This window comes from Pseudomonas sp. MBLB4136 (assembly GCF_051904765.1).
Lineage (GTDB): Bacteria > Pseudomonadota > Gammaproteobacteria > Pseudomonadales > Pseudomonadaceae > Aquipseudomonas.
Genome location: NZ_CP196713.1, coordinates 770,432 through 785,426, shown reverse-complemented (window position 1 = coordinate 785,426; position 14,995 = coordinate 770,432). Strand labels below are relative to the sequence as shown.

The 14,995-nt window shown below is 67.6% G+C and carries 13 protein-coding genes; 4 read left to right on the top strand and 9 right to left on the bottom strand.

All coding sequences use genetic code 11. From position 1 onward, the window contains the following. Positions 1 to 39: 39 nt before the first annotated feature. From ACSX1D_RS03410 to can, 3 genes are all read right to left on the bottom strand, one after another. Positions 40 to 705 carry a hypothetical protein gene (locus ACSX1D_RS03410; RefSeq protein WP_439860977.1) on the bottom strand — a complete coding sequence of 222 codons (666 nt, stop codon included), beginning with the start codon at positions 703 to 705 and terminating at the stop codon, positions 40 to 42. 314 nt (positions 706 to 1,019) lie between these two features. Next, the gene (locus ACSX1D_RS03405; protein ID WP_439860976.1) at positions 1,020 to 1,925 is read right to left on the bottom strand and encodes a DMT family transporter; all 906 of its coding nucleotides are present in this window, start codon (positions 1,923 to 1,925) and stop codon (positions 1,020 to 1,022) included. 5 nt (positions 1,926 to 1,930) lie between these two features. Further along, positions 1,931 to 2,575 carry a carbonate dehydratase gene (gene can / locus ACSX1D_RS03400; protein WP_439860975.1) on the bottom strand — a complete coding sequence of 215 codons (645 nt, stop codon included), beginning with the start codon at positions 2,573 to 2,575 and terminating at the stop codon, positions 1,931 to 1,933. A gap of 225 nt (positions 2,576 to 2,800) precedes the next feature. Here can and ACSX1D_RS03395 point away from each other — a divergent pair, with 225 nt between their 5' ends. Next, positions 2,801 to 3,172, top strand: a complete 372-nt coding sequence (locus ACSX1D_RS03395; protein WP_208708391.1) for a serine kinase/phosphatase — start codon at positions 2,801 to 2,803, stop codon at positions 3,170 to 3,172. 4 nt (positions 3,173 to 3,176) lie between these two features. Here ACSX1D_RS03395 and rimI read toward each other — a convergent pair whose 3' ends face one another. The 3 genes from rimI to ACSX1D_RS03380 are packed head-to-tail and all read right to left on the bottom strand — an operon-like array spanning position 3,177 to position 5,967. Further along, positions 3,177 to 3,629, bottom strand: a complete 453-nt coding sequence (gene rimI, locus ACSX1D_RS03390; protein ID WP_208708390.1) for a ribosomal protein S18-alanine N-acetyltransferase — start codon at positions 3,627 to 3,629, stop codon at positions 3,177 to 3,179. Then, complete coding sequence (locus ACSX1D_RS03385) at positions 3,626 to 4,423, bottom strand: energy transducer TonB (protein WP_439860974.1); 798 nt, start codon at positions 4,421 to 4,423, stop codon at positions 3,626 to 3,628. The genes rimI and ACSX1D_RS03385 overlap by 4 nt, the downstream gene beginning before the upstream one ends. Further along, on the bottom strand, positions 4,420 to 5,967 hold the full coding sequence (locus tag ACSX1D_RS03380) for a 2-isopropylmalate synthase (protein ID WP_439860973.1): 1,548 nt from the start codon (positions 5,965 to 5,967) through the stop codon (positions 4,420 to 4,422). Before ACSX1D_RS03380 ends, ACSX1D_RS03385 begins: the two co-directional genes overlap by 4 nt. Before the next feature lie 353 nt (positions 5,968 to 6,320). Between ACSX1D_RS03380 and mksB the strand changes: the two genes are divergently transcribed. The 3 genes from mksB to mksF are packed head-to-tail and all read left to right on the top strand — an operon-like array spanning position 6,321 to position 11,106. Then, the gene (mksB, locus tag ACSX1D_RS03375; protein WP_439860972.1) at positions 6,321 to 7,574 is read left to right on the top strand and encodes an Mks condensin complex protein MksB; all 1,254 of its coding nucleotides are present in this window, start codon (positions 6,321 to 6,323) and stop codon (positions 7,572 to 7,574) included. Continuing rightward, entirely contained in the window at positions 7,571 to 8,275 is a 705-nt protein-coding gene (gene mksE / locus ACSX1D_RS03370; RefSeq protein ID WP_439860971.1) for an Mks condensin complex protein MksE, read from the top strand. The genes mksB and mksE overlap by 4 nt, the downstream gene beginning before the upstream one ends. Beyond that, positions 8,272 to 11,106: an Mks condensin complex protein MksF gene (gene mksF, locus ACSX1D_RS03365; RefSeq protein WP_439860970.1), complete on the top strand. Its 2,835-nt coding sequence runs from the start codon at positions 8,272 to 8,274 to the stop codon at positions 11,104 to 11,106. The genes mksE and mksF overlap by 4 nt, the downstream gene beginning before the upstream one ends. Positions 11,107 to 11,156: 50 nt before the next feature. Here the strand turns inward: mksF and ACSX1D_RS03360 are convergent, their stop codons facing one another. The 3 genes from ACSX1D_RS03360 to ACSX1D_RS03350 are packed head-to-tail and all read right to left on the bottom strand — an operon-like array spanning position 11,157 to position 14,725. Continuing rightward, positions 11,157 to 13,463 (bottom strand): MlaD family protein, encoded by a 2,307-nt coding sequence (locus ACSX1D_RS03360; RefSeq protein ID WP_439860969.1) that lies wholly within the window; start codon positions 13,461 to 13,463, stop codon positions 11,157 to 11,159. Then, entirely contained in the window at positions 13,456 to 14,079 is a 624-nt protein-coding gene (locus tag ACSX1D_RS03355) for a paraquat-inducible protein A (protein WP_208708383.1), read from the bottom strand. The genes ACSX1D_RS03360 and ACSX1D_RS03355 overlap by 8 nt, the downstream gene beginning before the upstream one ends. Continuing rightward, positions 14,066 to 14,725: a paraquat-inducible protein A gene (locus ACSX1D_RS03350; protein ID WP_439860968.1), complete on the bottom strand. Its 660-nt coding sequence runs from the start codon at positions 14,723 to 14,725 to the stop codon at positions 14,066 to 14,068. The genes ACSX1D_RS03355 and ACSX1D_RS03350 overlap by 14 nt, the downstream gene beginning before the upstream one ends. Positions 14,726 to 14,995 lie beyond the last annotated feature (270 nt).

The window sequence follows — 14,995 nt, the reverse complement described above, 5'->3', positions numbered from 1 at the left end:
CAAGGCGGCAGCCTAGAGACGCCCAGCTGAGCCTCGCACTCAAGGCAACTGGAACGCCTCACCGATGGTGCTCGTCTGGAACAGCCGGAACTGTGCGGCGCCCACCTCCAGATAGGGATAGCGGCGCTTGACCTTCGCCAGGTAGTCCGTGAAGGCTGGCGCATCGCTCAAGTAGTAACGCCAGATCATCGGCTGCCCGGCCCGCAGACATTCGGGGCCGAAGTGGCCGACATAGACCACCTCATTCGCGGCCACGCTGAAGCTGCCCGCCAGAGGCGTGCCGCCGTCCAGTAACTGAGTGCGCCGCGCCTGAAAGGCGCCGACGTCGTTGACCGACCTGGCGGCCTTGATATGGAACGCGGTGAGGGCGTACTCACCCGGCGCTACCAGCAGCGCATAGTCTTGCGACACCGGCTTGGCCAGCAGCCCGGGCCCCTCGAGCTCGATATCGGCGGCCGCCTGGTCGCCGAGTTTGCGCACCGGCATGCGGTCGAAGCCAAGGCTGCGCAGTTGCTCATTCTCGAACCCACAATAGCCCCACGCCCGACCCCAGCCCACTCCCAGCAGGACCACGCCCATGGACGAACCGGCCCCGGCATAGGAGCGCTCGGTCAGTTCCTGGGCGGCAGATACCAGCGCTGCAGCAGCCCATCCGCACAGGATGATCGAGGTCCTAAGAAGTGGCCGAATGCCCTTGGCTGTCATGCTGCCTCACCCTGCTGGCCGTTGCCTTGGCTGTCGCATCAGCCCAGCGATGCCTCAACGGCCTCGCTATCACCCAGGCCGCACCTCGCGCCCTGGATTTGCCAGAGCGGTCCCTGGCGGCACGACTGCCGCTGTCGAACAGGCGCGAACTCACACAAGAAGTAGAGACCAACCGGCGCGCCTGAGCGCCCGATCCGCGACGTCAGGCGGGTTTTCCCTAGACGGAGTTTTCCTATGGCCGGCCCTGCTCAGCAGTAACGGCAATTTAGCCCGCCAGGCGCCGAGTGGAACCGCAGGTTGCGGCCGCTACCGCGTTAGCGCTTGGCCGAGCGCTGCGTGCCGAGCAACAGGCCGGCGAAGATCAGACCACCGCCGAACCAGTGGAAGGGCTGCAGCCCCTCGCCCAGCAGCAGCCAGCCAAGCACGGCGGTAAACACCGGCATCAGGTAGTTGGCCAGCGCCGCCTTGGCCGCGCCGAGCACCCGCACGCCATGATTCCAGGCCAGGTAGGCCAGCAGCGAGGCGAATACCGCCGTGTAGCCGATGGCGCCAAGGGTGCCCGGGGTGACCACGAAGTGCGCGCCACGGGCCAGCTCGACCAGGTAGAACGGCAGGATCAGCGGCAGGCCCAGCAGCATGAATGCGCCGAGCAAGGCCAGCGGCGGGATGGGCAGCAGGTAGCTGGCCCAGCGCCGCAACAGCAGCGAATACAGCGCCCAGTCGGCCACGGCCAGGAGCATGATCAGGTCGCCCGGGTTGAACGACAGCGCCATCAGCGCCGCCAGGCTGCCCTGGCCGATCAGCACCAGCAGGCCGATGGCCGCCAGACCCATGCCCCACCAGGCGCGCGGCTGCGGCCACTCGCCGAGCAACAGGCCGGCGCCGATAAAGGTCATCAGCGGCAGGCAGGTGTTGACCAGGGTGATGTTGATCGCCACGGTGGTCTGCGCCGCGCTGTACAACAGCGTGTTGTAGGCGGCGATGCCCAGGCCGCCGAGCACCAGCAGGCGCCAGCCGGCATCGCGCAAGGCCGCGCGGTGGCGCCACAACGGCGCGGCGACGAAGGGCAGCAGCAGCGCCAGGGCCAGGCTCCAGCGCCAGAACGACAGGGCGAAGGGCGGGATCTCGCTGACGAAGGCCCGTGCCACCAGGGCGTTGCCCGACCAGCAGAGCACGGCCAGCAGCAGGCCCAGCGTGGCCATGCCGCGTGAACTGGTCATGGGCTTCAGACCTGACGCAGCGGACGCAGGCGGTATTGCGGCGGCAACTGCTCGATACCGCTGACGGTGACGTCGAGGTTCTTCCAGCGTCCGTCCTTGATGCCGTAGATGCAGCCGTGCACCGACAGCGCCTGGCCGCGATGCCAGGCGTTCTGCACGATGGTGGTATGGCTGACGTTGGCCACCTGCTGGATCACGTTCAACTCGCACATGCGGTCGACCCGCGTCTCTTCGTCGGGCAGCTGCGCCAGGTCCTCGTGATGCTCGTAGTAGAGATCGCGGATCGAACGCAGCCAGCCATCGATCAGGCCGTACTGGGCGTCCTGCATCGAGGCGCGCACGCCGCCGCAGCCGTAGTGGCCGGTGACCAGGATGTGTTTGACCTTGAGCACGTCGACCGCGTACTGGATCACCGACAGGCAGTTGAGGTCGGTGTGCAGCACCACGTTGGCGACGTTGCGGTGGACGAACAGGTCGCCCGGCAGCAGACCAACGATCTCGTTGGCCGGCACCCGCGCGTCCGAGCAGCCGATCCACAGGTACTCCGGCACCTGCTGGCGGGCCAGCTTGGCGAAGAACTCCGGGTCTTCCTGGTTGATCGCCTCGGCCCAGCGGGCGTTGTTGTCGAAAAGGTGCTGTAGATCGCTCATGCCTTTTGCTCCGTAAATTGCCGATGCTCACCATACGGAGCGTTCGTGGCTTTTGACAGGTTACCGCCTCACGCAGTCACAGGTCGGGTTGCCGGCCATCACCGGCAGTTGCCTGCGAGCCACGGTCGGGCCTCTGCGGCGGGGCCGCCGGTCAGGCAGCGGCCGCGCACGCTTGCGCCACTGCTAGCGTAAACCCTAGGTAACCGCTGCAGAGGAGAAGGACTGATGCCTGTCACCCCACCCGCGAGCGGGTCCGGTTCGACCAAGAAGCCGCGAGAGGATCCGGTTCTGGACGACGTCGAAGAGCCGCTGCTCGATGAGCTCGAGGATGAGCATGAGCTGATCGAAGAGTTCGAGCACATCCAGCGCCGCGAAGCCGGCCTGAGCGACGATGCCCCGCCGGGCCATGGCCCCGACAAGGACGATGCGGACCTGGAGGACCTGATCCACGAAGACGGCGCCCGCTCGCCCTACGAGGAAGGTGGCGACCAGCCGGCAGACCATGAACTGAGCATCATCGACGAGGATGACCTCGACTTCAGCCTGAAGGATGACGAACGGGCGCCTCGAGGCGCCACGCCCAAGGAAGATCGCTAGGCGCTCAGTCGATCAGGGTGCAGGCCATCACCAGGGCATCCTCGCGCCCCCCGACTGCCGGGTAGTAATCGCGCCGCCGGCCGATTTCATTGAATCCGTAACGCTCGTACAGGCGGTAGGCCGCCTGATTGCTGGCGCGCACCTCGAGGAAGCATTCGCCGGCCTTGAGCTGCATGGCCCGCTGCATGAGGAACTCGAGCAGACGCAGGCCCAGGCCGCGCCCCTGGCTTTGCGGCTTGACGGTGATGTTGAGCAGGTGGGCCTCGTCGATGATCACGTTGATCACCCCATGGCCGACCTGCTGGCTACCCTCGAACATCACCCAGCAGTCGTAGGACTTGATGCTGTCGGTGAAGATGCCGCGGGTCCAGGGATGGCTGAAGGCGGCGTACTCGATTTTCAGCACGGCCTCGAGATCTGCCTCGGTCATCGGGCGGAAGCTTATTGCATCACTCATTGCGCCTGACTCATCCAGCGTTGGCGTACCCGCCGCATCGCCTGCCACAGTTCACGCTTGCGCTGCGGTTCGTCCATCAGCAGCTCCAGGCCCGGCAAGGCCCAGGCCGCGCCCAGTCCCTCGATCTGCAACTCGCGGTTATAGGACTCGGCGTCGGCCTCGCCGGCAAAACGCACGGCCGGCAGGCCGACCAGCCACAGGCAGGCACAGGGCGCCTGCTCCTCGAGGCGGGCGCCGACGAAGCTCTGCACGAACTCCAGCGCCGCCTGCGGCCCCTGGTCCATATTGCCGCGCACCAGCAGCGGCCAGCGCACCGGCTCACCGACCAGCTGTGGGCTGTCCGGCAATCCGGCGGCGCGCAGCAGGTCCTTGAGCAGCAGGTAGGCCGGATCACGCCCCTGCAGCGGCTCGCCGGTGGGCAGCTCGACCAGCAGGGCGCAGTCGCCAGCGCGCAGCAGTTGCAGGGCAAAGCGCGGCGGCACCACCACCACAGGCTTGCCCGCCGCGGGCGACTCGCCCGTGGGCTCATCCGCCGCGGGCTTGGCGCCACGGGCAGTAGCCGCGGGGCGCGGCACCTCGACCTTCGGCCGCTCGCTGGGTGGGGCGACGGGCGTCGGTGCCACGCTCTCGCGCAGCGCCTGCACCGCCGGCGCCTCGTCGGCCGGCTGCTCCGGCTCGGGCGGCGCCAGCAACTCCGGCCGCGACGGCGCGGCGAACGGCAGCTCCACCCGCGGCAGCCAGCTGGCCACCTGCATGGCGCTCAGATAGGCACGGCGGCGCAGTTCTGCGATCAAACGTCAGCCACCTGCGGATGGGCCTTCTGCCCGGCCTGCATCAGGTTCAGGGCATTGATATAGGCCTTGGCCGAGGCCACCAGGATGTCGGTGTCGGCGCCATTGCCGTTGACGATGCGTCCAGCCTTCTCCAGGCGCACCGTGACCTCGCCCTGGGAATCGGTGCCCTGGGTGATGGCATTGACCGAGTACAGCTGCAGGTTGGCCGTGGACGCGGCGACCGACTCGATGGCCTTGAAGGTCGCGTCCACCGGCCCCGAGCCCTGGGCCTGGGCCGCATGCTCGGTGCCATCGACGCTGAGCACCAGCTTGGCCTGGGGCACGCTGCCGGTCTTGCTGGCAACTTCCAGGCTGATCAGCTTGAAGTGCTCCGGCGCTTCCTCGCCCAGGGTGTCGGAGACCAGCGCCTGCAGGTCCTCGTCGAAGATCTCGTGCTTCTTGTCGGCCAGCTCCTTGAAGCGGGCAAATGCCGCGTTCAGCTCGGCCTCGCTGGACAGGGAAATGCCCAGCTCGTCCAGACGCGAGCGGAAGGCGTTGCGCCCGCTCAACTTGCCCAGGGACAGCTTGTTGGTGTGCCAGCCGACCGACTGCGCCGACATGATCTCGTAGGTCTCGCGGTGCTTGAGGATGCCGTCCTGGTGGATACCCGACTCGTGGGCGAAGGCGTTGGCGCCGACGATGGCCTTGTTCGGCTGCACCGGGAAGCCGGTGATGCCGGAGACCATGCGCGAGGTGCTGAGGATGTGCGGGGTGTCGATGTTGGTGTGCACGCCGAGCAGGTCCGCGCGGGTCTTGATCGCCATGACGATCTCTTCCAGGGCGGCGTTGCCGGCGCGCTCGCCGAGGCCGTTGATGGTGCATTCCACCTGCCGCGCGCCGGCCACCACCGCGGCCAGGGAGTTGGCCACGGCCAGGCCCAGATCGTTGTGGCAGTGCACCGAGAACACCGCCTTGTCGGCATTGGGGATGCGCTGCAGCAGCTGGCGGATGGTCTCGGCGTACTGGTGCGGAATGGCGTAGCCGACGGTGTCGGGGATATTGATGGTGCGTGCGCCGGCGTCGATGGCCGCCTCGATGATGCGGCAGAGGAAGTCGATCTCCGAACGCCCGGCATCCTCGCAGGAGAACTCCACATCGCTGCACAGGTTGCGCGCGCGCTTGACCGCGTGCACCGCCTGCTCGACCACCTGGTCCGGCTGCATGCGCAGCTTGTACTGCATGTGGATCGGGCTGGTGGCGATAAAGGTGTGGATGCGCCCGGAGTTGGCGTTCTTCAGCGCCTCGGCGGCGCGGTCGATATCGGCGTCCACGGCCCTGGAGAGGCTGCACACGGTGCTGTCCTTGATGCTGTCGGCAATCGCCTTGACCGCGGCGAAGTCACCCGGGCTGGCGATGGCGAAGCCGGCCTCGATCACGTCGACCCGCAGGCGCTCCAGGGCCTTGGCGATGCGCAGCTTTTCTTCGCCGGTCATGGACGCACCGGGGCTCTGCTCGCCGTCGCGCAGGGTGGTATCGAAAATAATGACACGATCGCTGCTGCTCATGCTCGACTCCTCGTGGCCCGGCCTTGGATACGGCGGGACTCAGGCAGATAGTGCCTGCTGGTGGCGGCACTCAATTGAGGAATTGTGGCGTGAAACCGGGCTCACGGAAAGCCTGCAACGGCTATGCGGTCAGCCCGGCTAGCTATAAGCCGCGTGCTGGCGCTCACGACCGATGGCGCGGGCCATGCTCAGCAAGGGTCATACAGGCCGAGCAGATGCTCGGCAATCGCCGCCTCGATGGCCTGGCTCCGCCTTTGCGCGAGGGGAAGCGCCTCCGATCGGCAGGGGTTCCGGCACGGGCCATGCGATGCAGTACAATCGGCGTTTTTTCCGACTGAGCGACCGGCCCTGCGATGATCGACCCCAAGCGCGTACTGCGCGCCCTCGCCGAACACTGGACCCTGCTCGAGCCGCTGTGCGAGCGCTTCGATGCCGGCACCCTGAGCCTGGTCGAGCTGCGCAACCAGCTCAATGCGCAACTGCCGGACAGCACGCCGGTGGACATCACCGCCCTGCTCGACCAGTGGATCCGCCTGGACATCCTGGTGCCGGTGGCCAAGAGCCCCAACCGCTTCGAGCTCAACGCGCAGATCCACGACTTCCTCGCCTACCTGCGGCGTGAACACCGTTTGGGTTTATGCCTGGAGATCGAGGCCTACCTGCGCCACCTCGAGCGCCTGGCCGGCTATATCAAGGATGCCTTCGAGGTGCGCGACGCCGCCGACCTGGCGCGCCAGCTGCGCCTGCTCGACATGCGCGTGCGCGACGTACTGAAGAAGCTGGCCAACGACGAACAGGCGCTGGTCGCCGTGGCCGAGCGGGCCAAGACCAGCGACCGGCAGATTCCCCTGCGCCAACGCTACGCCGAAGTGCTGGCGACCTGGGACGAGTACGTCGAGCCGATGATCCAGCTGGTCGCCGCCGACGGTGCCTTCGAGCAGGGCGTGTACCGCGTCGAGCACGTGCTGCTGCGCCTGCTCGGTGAGCAGCAGCGCCTCGGCCAGCTGGTCGACGACGACCTGCTGCTGCGCACCCACGCGCGCATCCTGGAAATGCAGACCACCGCCCAGCTGACCCTGCGCCGCGCCCGCGAACTGCTGCTGCCGCTGCGCGAGGAGGCACGCCGGCACAACGCGGTGACCCGTGGCGCCGCCCTGGCCCTGTCGGTGATCCGCAAGAAGGGCCTGGACGCCGTGCCCCAGGCCGCCCTGCCGCTGTTCAGCCGGCCGCAGAGCACCTTCCTCGGCAGCGCGTCCCAGGTCGAGGCCTATGTCTATGCCCTGGCCCGCTTCGAGCCCAAGCCCAGCCACTTCCCCAAGGCCAGCGGCACGCGCAAGCAGGTCGGCCCCAAGGCGCCGCGCACCGCCCGCGAGATGCTCGAACGCTGCGAGCAGGCCCTGCCGCTGCCGGACCTGATGCTCTGGCTGCTCGACCAGGAGCCCGAAGGCGCCACCGACGAGCTGCTCTACTGGTTCTCGCGCCTGTCCCGCGACGCCCGCTTCCAGCGCGAGCGCCTGGAGCGCCGTGACTACCTGACCCGCGAGCATCAGCTCAGCCTGAGCTCCTACGCCCTGATCAAGCCTGCGCCAGGAATGACCTCCGCATGAATATCGATTTGAAAGAAATGACCCAGCTCTCGGCGATCTTCCGCGAGCTGTTCAAGGGCTACCACCTGTCGCGCAGCGAGCCGGAGTGCTACGCCCAGCTGTCCAGCCAGCAGGACCAGTACCGCGCACTGTTCAAGGCCCTCGGCTTCGAGCTGGTGTGCGACCCGCGCGGTTTCTACTACTTCGTCCCCGAGCAGATGGGCGCCCAGGTCAACAAGACCGCCCAGCGCCTGGCGCTGTTCACCTTCATCCTGGTCGAGCACCTGGCCGACCAGGGCCGCGACCCGCTCAGCGTGCTGGACGGCGGCAGCATCGGCCGCGACGAGCTGCCGGCGCTGCTGGACAAGTACCGCGACCTGTTCCTCCAGGCCGAGGTCACCACCCAGGAGGAGCTGGAGGACAAGGTCATCCGCCGCCTGACCCAGCTCGGTTTCGCCGCGGACAGCAACGGCGTGTACCGCTTCCTCGCGCCGATGCACCGCTTCCTCGATGTCTGCCTGGCGGTGCAGCACGACCGCGACCTGGCCGCCAGCCTGCACAGCAACGACCTGCCCCTGCCGGCGCCGGTGCTGATCGACGACGACAGCGGTGAGGCGCTGATCGCCCTCGACGACGGCGCCGATGAATCCGACGAATCCGAAGAACAGGCCCTGGCCCGCGCCCTGGCCGAAGAACGCGCCCTGCAGGAGACCCTCGCATGAGCCAGGAACGCTACGGCATTCGCCGCTTCGCCCTGCTGAATACCGCCGGCTACAGCCTCGGCCTGTTCCCCCTGGAGAACCCGCTGTCGGTGTATGGCGCCAACAACCTGGGCAAGTCCGCCTCGATCAACGCCCTGCAGTTCCCGATCCTGGCGCGCATGTCGGACATGAGCTTCGGCAAGTACAGCCTGGAGCAGTCGCGCAGGTTCTACTTCGCCAGCGACACCAGCTACATCCTCGTCGAGGTCGCCCTGCCCCACGGACCCCACGTCATCGGCGTGGCCGGGCGCGGCCCCGGCGGCGGCTTCGGCCACCAGTTCTTCGCCTACCAGGGCGAGCTGGACCTGGAGCACTACCAGAACAACGGCACCTGCCTGCGCCAGCGCGAACTGTTCAACAACCTCGAGCGGGCCGGCATCAAGGCCTTCGAGCTCAAGCCGGACGAACTGCGCCGCCTGCTGGTCGGCGGCCACACCTCGATCCCCCTGGACCTGACCCTGATCCCGCTGCGCTCGACCAGCGAGCAGAGCCTGAAGACCTTCCGCGCGCTGTTTATCAACCTGCTGCATATGCGCGAGATCACCGCGGCCAAGCTCAAGCAGCTGTTCCTCGACGCCTTCGAGCACAGCCTGCGCTCGGGCAGCGTCGACTACATCGCCGCCACCGAGGAGGCCTTCCGCGACGTGCGGCGCATGGAGCAGGACTACCAGGCCCTGGTCGGCGCCGGCCCGCTGATCGAGGCCCTGGCCGCCGGCGTGGCCCAGCGCGAGCAGCTGCGCGGCAAGCTGCACCGCCTCTCGCCGCTGCTCGACTCGCTGCTCGGCACCTGGCAGGACTATGCCGGCGCCCGCCGCGAGGAGCTGGTGATCCAGGCCGAGCACTACCAGCGCGAGCAGGATGGCCTGCAGCAGGAGCAGCGCGGTGGCACCGCCGAGCTGATGCGCCTGGAGCGGGCGATCAGCGAGATCCAGCGCTGGCTCGGCGAGCTGTCCGTGCTGAAGAATCGTTTCGCCCTGATCGACAATGCCCAGGTGCTGGAGGCCCAGCTGCTGGCGGCCAAGGACGCCCACGACGAGCTGGCCGGCGCCCTGGCGCAGTCGCGGCAGTTCTCCAGTGAAGACCTGGACGAGCGCCTGCGCGACCTGGAAAAGCGCCTCAAGTCGGTCAGGCAGCAGCTCGACCACGCCGACAACAACAGCTACGCCAGGCTGCGCGAGGAGTTCAGCCAGGCCGATGTCGACCGCCTGATGCGCCTGTTCAACGGCCAGCTGTTCAGCCTGCCGCTGGGCGAGAAGGGCATCGCCCTGGACGACGGCGAGGCCTGGGTCAGATCCCTGGAAGCGGTGCTCGATGGCTTCAAGGGCGAGCGTTTCGAGGCCCCGGGCCTGTCCATCGACCTGTCCCATATCGAGCCGCCGGCCCTGCAGGCGTTGGCCGACCGCGCCGCCCTGCGCGACCAGAAGGACCGCCTGGAGCGCGAGCTCAAGCAGCTCAAGACCCAGCAGGCGGTGGCCGCCGACCGCGCCGCGAGCAAGGCCCAGGCCGAGGCGCTGTACCAGGCCGTGCTGGATGCGCAGAAGGCCCTGGAGGATTACCGCCGCAGCCAGACCCTGGCCGTCGAAGAAGCCGGCAAGCTGGAGCAGCTGGCGCAGCTGGAGGCCGCCCAGGACGAACTGCGCCGTACCAGCGACGCCTTCGCCGAGCGCGTGCAGCAGCTGTCGGCCAAGTTGCAGCTGGTCGGCCGCCAGCTGGCCGACCTGGAAGCCAAGCAGCGCACCCTGGACGACGCCCTGCGCCGCCGCCAGCTGCTGCCGGCCGACCTGCCGTTCGGCACGCCCTTCACCGACCCGGTGGACGACTCGCTGGACAACCTGCTGCCGCTGCTCAACGACTACCAGGACGCCTGGCAGGGCCTGCAGCGCGTGGACGGGCAGATCGAGGCGCTGTATGCCCAGGTGCGCCTCAAGGGCGTGGCCAAGTTCGACAGCGAGGACGATGTCGAGCGCCGCCTGCAACTGCTGGTCAACGCCTACGCCCATCGCCAGGACGAGGCCCTGACCCTGGCCAAGGCCCGCCGCGCCGCGGTCACCGATATCGCCCGCACCCTGCGCAATATCCGCAGCGACTACGACAACCTGGAACACCAGCTGGCGCTGTTCAACCGCGAGATCAACAAGCGCCAGGTCTCCAACCTGGCGAGCTTCCGCATCGTCCTGGCGCCGAACAAGGAGGCGCTCAAGCACATCGACCAGATCATCCACAGCGCCGGCCAGTACGAGGAAGGCGAGACCCTGTCGGTGTTCGACCTGCAGCAGAGCAGCGAGCAGGACGCCAGGAACGAGCAGGCCAAGGAGTACCTGGCGCGCCTGGTGGCGGCCAACCAGAACCAGCTGGGCCTGAAAGACCTGTTCGAGCTGGCGTTCGAGATCACCAAGGTCGGTGGCCAGCCGGTGATCCACACCGACATCGACGGGGCAGCGTCCAACGGCACCACCATGACCATCAAGGCGCTGACCAACATGTACCTGCTGCTGCACCTGATGGACCGCGAGCAGGCCGGACGCGTGCGCCTGCCCTACTACCTGGACGAGGCGGCCGACATCGACGAGCGCAACCAGCAGGCGCTGATCGAGACCAGCCTGCAGCTGGGCTTCGTGCCCATCCTCGCCTCGGTCAAACCGCAGGTCTCGGCCCACGTGGCCATCGACCTGGAGGGCGGCAGCGGCCCGGCCGGCATCTACATCGACGAGGCCGACTGGAAATTTATCCGCCCCCGTGAACCGGCCAAGACCGAGGCCGTCCACGAAGAAGCCAGTGCCGAACCGGCCTGATCCTTCCGCCTCAATGAAAAGGGCCGCAGATGCGGCCCTTTTTCATCGCCTCACTGCGGCGCCAGGTCGATCTTCGGCGCCCAGCGCAGCCAGTGCTCCTCGGCCTCCTCGAACAGGGCGAAAGTCTGTCCCGGCAGGGCCCGCACGCCCATCTCCTCGCCCTCCGGCGTGGCGAAGGCCACCCCACCGGCGATGATGGTCTCCAGGGACTCGGTGCGCACCTTCAGCCCCTTGAACAGGCTCGCCTCGACGCCGATGCCGCTGCTGACCCAGAAGCGGCTGCCGCCGTGGACCAGGACTGCATAACGCGGCTCGATCAGCACGTGGACCAGCACCCGGTTGGCGCTGGGGCTCAGCTCGACGCCGGTTATCTTGCCCACCGGCACCTCGCGGTAGGTCACCGGCTCGCCGGGCTTCAGCGAGTTGCGGCTGGCGGCGCTGAGCACCAGGTGCAGCCCGGCTTCGCGCAGCGCCTGGTTCGGCGGCGCCGCCAGGGCGACGAACGCGGTCTGCTGGGGCCCAGCGCGCTCGGCCGGCAGCACCTCCAGATACTGGCCGCCGACCAGGGTGTCGAGGTTGGTCACCCGGCTCAGGCTCAGCTCCGGTTTGACCACCCAGAACTGCGAACCGGCGCGGGCGATGCGCTCGGCCGCCAGGGTGATCCGCCCGTGCAACATGACGCTCTGCAGGTCGTCACTGAGCTCGATGCGCTCGACCTTGCCGACGTCCAGGCCACGGTAGCGAATGGCCGTGCCCGGCCCCAGGCCGTCGCCACGCTCCAGGCGGACGCTGATCGCCACGCCGTTCTGCAGCGCGCTGTCGCGACTGTCGTACAGGGCGAAGCGCTGCACCCGCTTGGTCACCACCGGCGCCTGCGGGTCGCGGGTCTCGAAGGCGATGCCGCCGGCCAGCAGGGTCTGCAGCGACTCGCTCTTGACCTCGATACCGGACAGTCCACCCTTGAGGGTGATACCGCTGGCGTTCCAGAAGCGCGTGCTGCTGTTGACCAAGTGGGCGTACTCCGGCTCGATGTGCACGCCGAAGGCCACCTGCTGGTCGTTGCGGGCCAGCTGCACGCTCTGCACCGAGCCGACCTTGACCTGGCGATAGAGGATCGGATTGCCGACCTCCAGGGAACCGCGACTGTCGCTCAGCAGCACCAGATGCAGGCCCGGCGCGGCCAGGTCCAGCGGCGGCGCCTTGGGCCGTGCCTCGAACTCGCGCTTGGCCGGGGCGCCCTTCTCGCCGGGGCGCACGGCGATGTAGTTGCCCTTGACCAGGGCTTCCAGGCCGGTGATGCCGGCCAGCGAGATGGACGGCTTGACCACCCAGAACTCGGCACCCTCGACCAGATAGTCCTCGGTGCGCGGATCGAGGGTCAGCTCGGCAGTGGCCGAGGCCAGGTCGTCGCTGACCTTGAGGCTCTTCAGGCTGCCGGCCTGGATGCCGTTGTACAGCACCGGCGTGCGCCCGGCCTCCAGGCCTTCGAAGTCGCTGAACCTGACCTGCACCCGGATGCCGGCCTGGGCCGCGTCGAAGTCCTCGTAGAGGCGGAAGGGGAAGACCGGGTCGGTCGGCGGGCTGTCCTTGCGGTGCTCCGGCGTGGCGAAGGCGATACCGCCGGCGACGATGCTGGCCAGGGACTCGCTGCGCAACTTGAAGCCCGACAACCCCGCGTTGATGCTGATGCCGCTGGCGTTCCAGAAACGCGTGTGCTTGCGCACCAGGCTGGCGTAGGTCGGCTCGATGAAGATCTTCACCTCGATGGTGCTCTGGTCGCTGGCCAGTTCGTAGCTCTTCACCCGGCCGACCTGGATCTGCTTGTAGAAGACCGGGCTGTCACGGCTCAGGGAACCCAGGCGCTCGGCCTTCAGGGTCAGGTGCAGGCCGGGCTGGTCATCCGCCAAGGGCGGCGCCTCTGGCAGCGCCTGGAATTTCCTCGCCGGCTCCCCGTCGCCCGGGCTGACGGCGATGTAGTTGCCCGACACCAGGGTTTCCAGGCCGGTGATCCCGGCCAGGCTGACGCTGGGCTTGACCAGCCAGAAGCGGGTGTTTTCGCGCAGCTGCTCGTCCAGTTCCTGGTTCATTTCGATGCTGGCGATCACCCCGCGCTGCTCGCCACTGTCGTCCAGGGCCAGGGCCTTGACCTTGCCGATCGGCATGCCCTTGTAGATGACCTCGGTCTTGCCGGCCTGGATGCCGGCGCCACTGTCGAAGAACACCTCGATCTCGATCCCCGCCTGGCTGTAGGCGCGCCAGCCCAGCCAGCCGCCGATCAGCAGGGCGAGGATGGGCAGCACCCAGATGGCCGACCAATTGGAGGCCGGGCGGGTTTTGGCCAGAGGCAGATCATTCATGGTCGTGTTGCGACTCCGTGTTATCCCAGATCAGGCGTGGGTCAAAGGTCAGGGCGGCGAGCATGGTCAGGATCACCACGCTGGCGAAGGCCACCGCGCCCATCCCCGGTTCGATGCTGGCCAGGTTGCCGAACCGGACCAGCGCCACCAGGATGGCGATGACGAAGATGTCGAGCATCGACCAGCGGCCGATCCACTCGATGAAGCGGAACATGAAGATGCGCTGGCGCGGCGACATCGGCTGGTGGCGCTGCACCGAATACAGCAGCAGGGCGATGCCGACCAGCTTGAAGGTCGGCACCAGGATGCTGGCGATGAAAACCACCGCGGCGATCGGCAGCATGCCCAGGTGCACCAGCTCGATCACCCCGGACATGATGGTGTCCGACTGGCCCTTGCCCAGCGAGTTGACCGTCATGATCGGCAGCAGGTTGGCCGGGATATAGAGGATCGCCGCGGTCAGCAGCAGCGCCCAGGTGCGCGCCAGGCTGTTCGGCCGCCGCGCGTGCAGCAGGCCGCCGCAGCGCTCGCAGTGCTGGTGGGCGACTCCGGCCTGCACGGGGTTGAGCAGGTGGCACTCGTGGCAGACCAGCAGCCCCGCATCAATCGCCCGCATGCACGTCCTCCCCCGACAGCGCCTGCCAGATCTGGTGCGGCGCCATGCTCACCTCGAGCCAGACCTGGATCAGCAACAACGCGACGAAACAGAACAGCCCGACGCCGAGGCTGAGTTCGGCCAGGTCGGCCAGCTTGACCATGGCCACCAGGATGCCCATCAGGTACACCTCGAGCATGCCCCACTCGCGCAGGTGGTGATAGATGCGGTACAGCAGCAGGCCGTAGCTGCGCCCCAGGTCCAGGCGGATGCTCAGCAGCACCGCCAGTTGGCACAACAGCTTGAGCAATGGCACCGCCATGCTGCAAAGGAACACCACCGCGGCGATGCCCTGCATGCCGCTCTCGTACAGCCCGAGCACCCCGCTCCACACCGTGTCCTCGCTGCTCTGCCCGAGCAGGTTGAGGTGCATGATCGGCAGGAAGTTGGCCGGCACATAGAGCAACAAGGCGGTGATCACCAGCGCCAGGCTGCGGCGCACCACCTGATGCCGATGGGTATACAGCTCGAAGCCGCAGCGCGGGCACTCGACCCGCTCGTCATAACCGGTATCCGGCTTGCGCATCAGCAGGTCGCATTCGTGGCAGGCGATCAATTGCTCGACGGCAAGCGCCGGCAAAGGCTGAAGGTCGGCCGAATCGGACATAAACGGGTTCTCGCAAAAGTGCGCCTATTCTAGCCGAGCGCGACCGCCAGCAGGTGAAGTGCGAAGCGACGGTCGCGGGAGCCTTGCCCAGGACGAGCGGGCCTGGTCCACCCGTCTGCTGCCAGGCCCGGGCGCTTGCCGGTCACCCCGCCGATAGACTACTGTGTTTATATACAGTTAACCGGCAAGCCTCACTCCGGGGCAACAACTCCTCCGGCAGTCCTCCCCATGCGCCTCATTACCCGCCACACACCAGTCATTGAACCGCGA

What these genes read in the sequence shown, in the direction of transcription:
- ACSX1D_RS03410 (WP_439860977.1), bottom strand. Translation starts at nt 705, where the DNA reads ATGACAGCCAAGGGCATTCGGCCACTTCTTAGGACCTCGATCATCCTG.
- ACSX1D_RS03405 (WP_439860976.1), bottom strand. Translation starts at nt 1,925, where the DNA reads ATGACCAGTTCACGCGGCATGGCCACGCTGGGCCTGCTGCTGGCCGTG.
- can (WP_439860975.1), bottom strand. Translation starts at nt 2,575, where the DNA reads ATGAGCGATCTACAGCACCTTTTCGACAACAACGCCCGCTGGGCCGAG.
- ACSX1D_RS03395 (WP_208708391.1), top strand. Translation starts at nt 2,801, where the DNA reads ATGCCTGTCACCCCACCCGCGAGCGGGTCCGGTTCGACCAAGAAGCCG.
- rimI (WP_208708390.1), bottom strand. Translation starts at nt 3,629, where the DNA reads ATGAGTGATGCAATAAGCTTCCGCCCGATGACCGAGGCAGATCTCGAG.
- ACSX1D_RS03380 (WP_439860973.1), bottom strand. Translation starts at nt 5,967, where the DNA reads ATGAGCAGCAGCGATCGTGTCATTATTTTCGATACCACCCTGCGCGAC.
- mksB (WP_439860972.1), top strand. Translation starts at nt 6,321, where the DNA reads ATGATCGACCCCAAGCGCGTACTGCGCGCCCTCGCCGAACACTGGACC.
- mksE (WP_439860971.1), top strand. Translation starts at nt 7,571, where the DNA reads ATGAATATCGATTTGAAAGAAATGACCCAGCTCTCGGCGATCTTCCGC.
- mksF (WP_439860970.1), top strand. Translation starts at nt 8,272, where the DNA reads ATGAGCCAGGAACGCTACGGCATTCGCCGCTTCGCCCTGCTGAATACC.
- ACSX1D_RS03360 (WP_439860969.1), bottom strand. Translation starts at nt 13,463, where the DNA reads ATGAATGATCTGCCTCTGGCCAAAACCCGCCCGGCCTCCAATTGGTCG.
- ACSX1D_RS03355 (WP_208708383.1), bottom strand. Translation starts at nt 14,079, where the DNA reads ATGCGGGCGATTGATGCGGGGCTGCTGGTCTGCCACGAGTGCCACCTG.
- ACSX1D_RS03350 (WP_439860968.1), bottom strand. Translation starts at nt 14,725, where the DNA reads ATGTCCGATTCGGCCGACCTTCAGCCTTTGCCGGCGCTTGCCGTCGAG.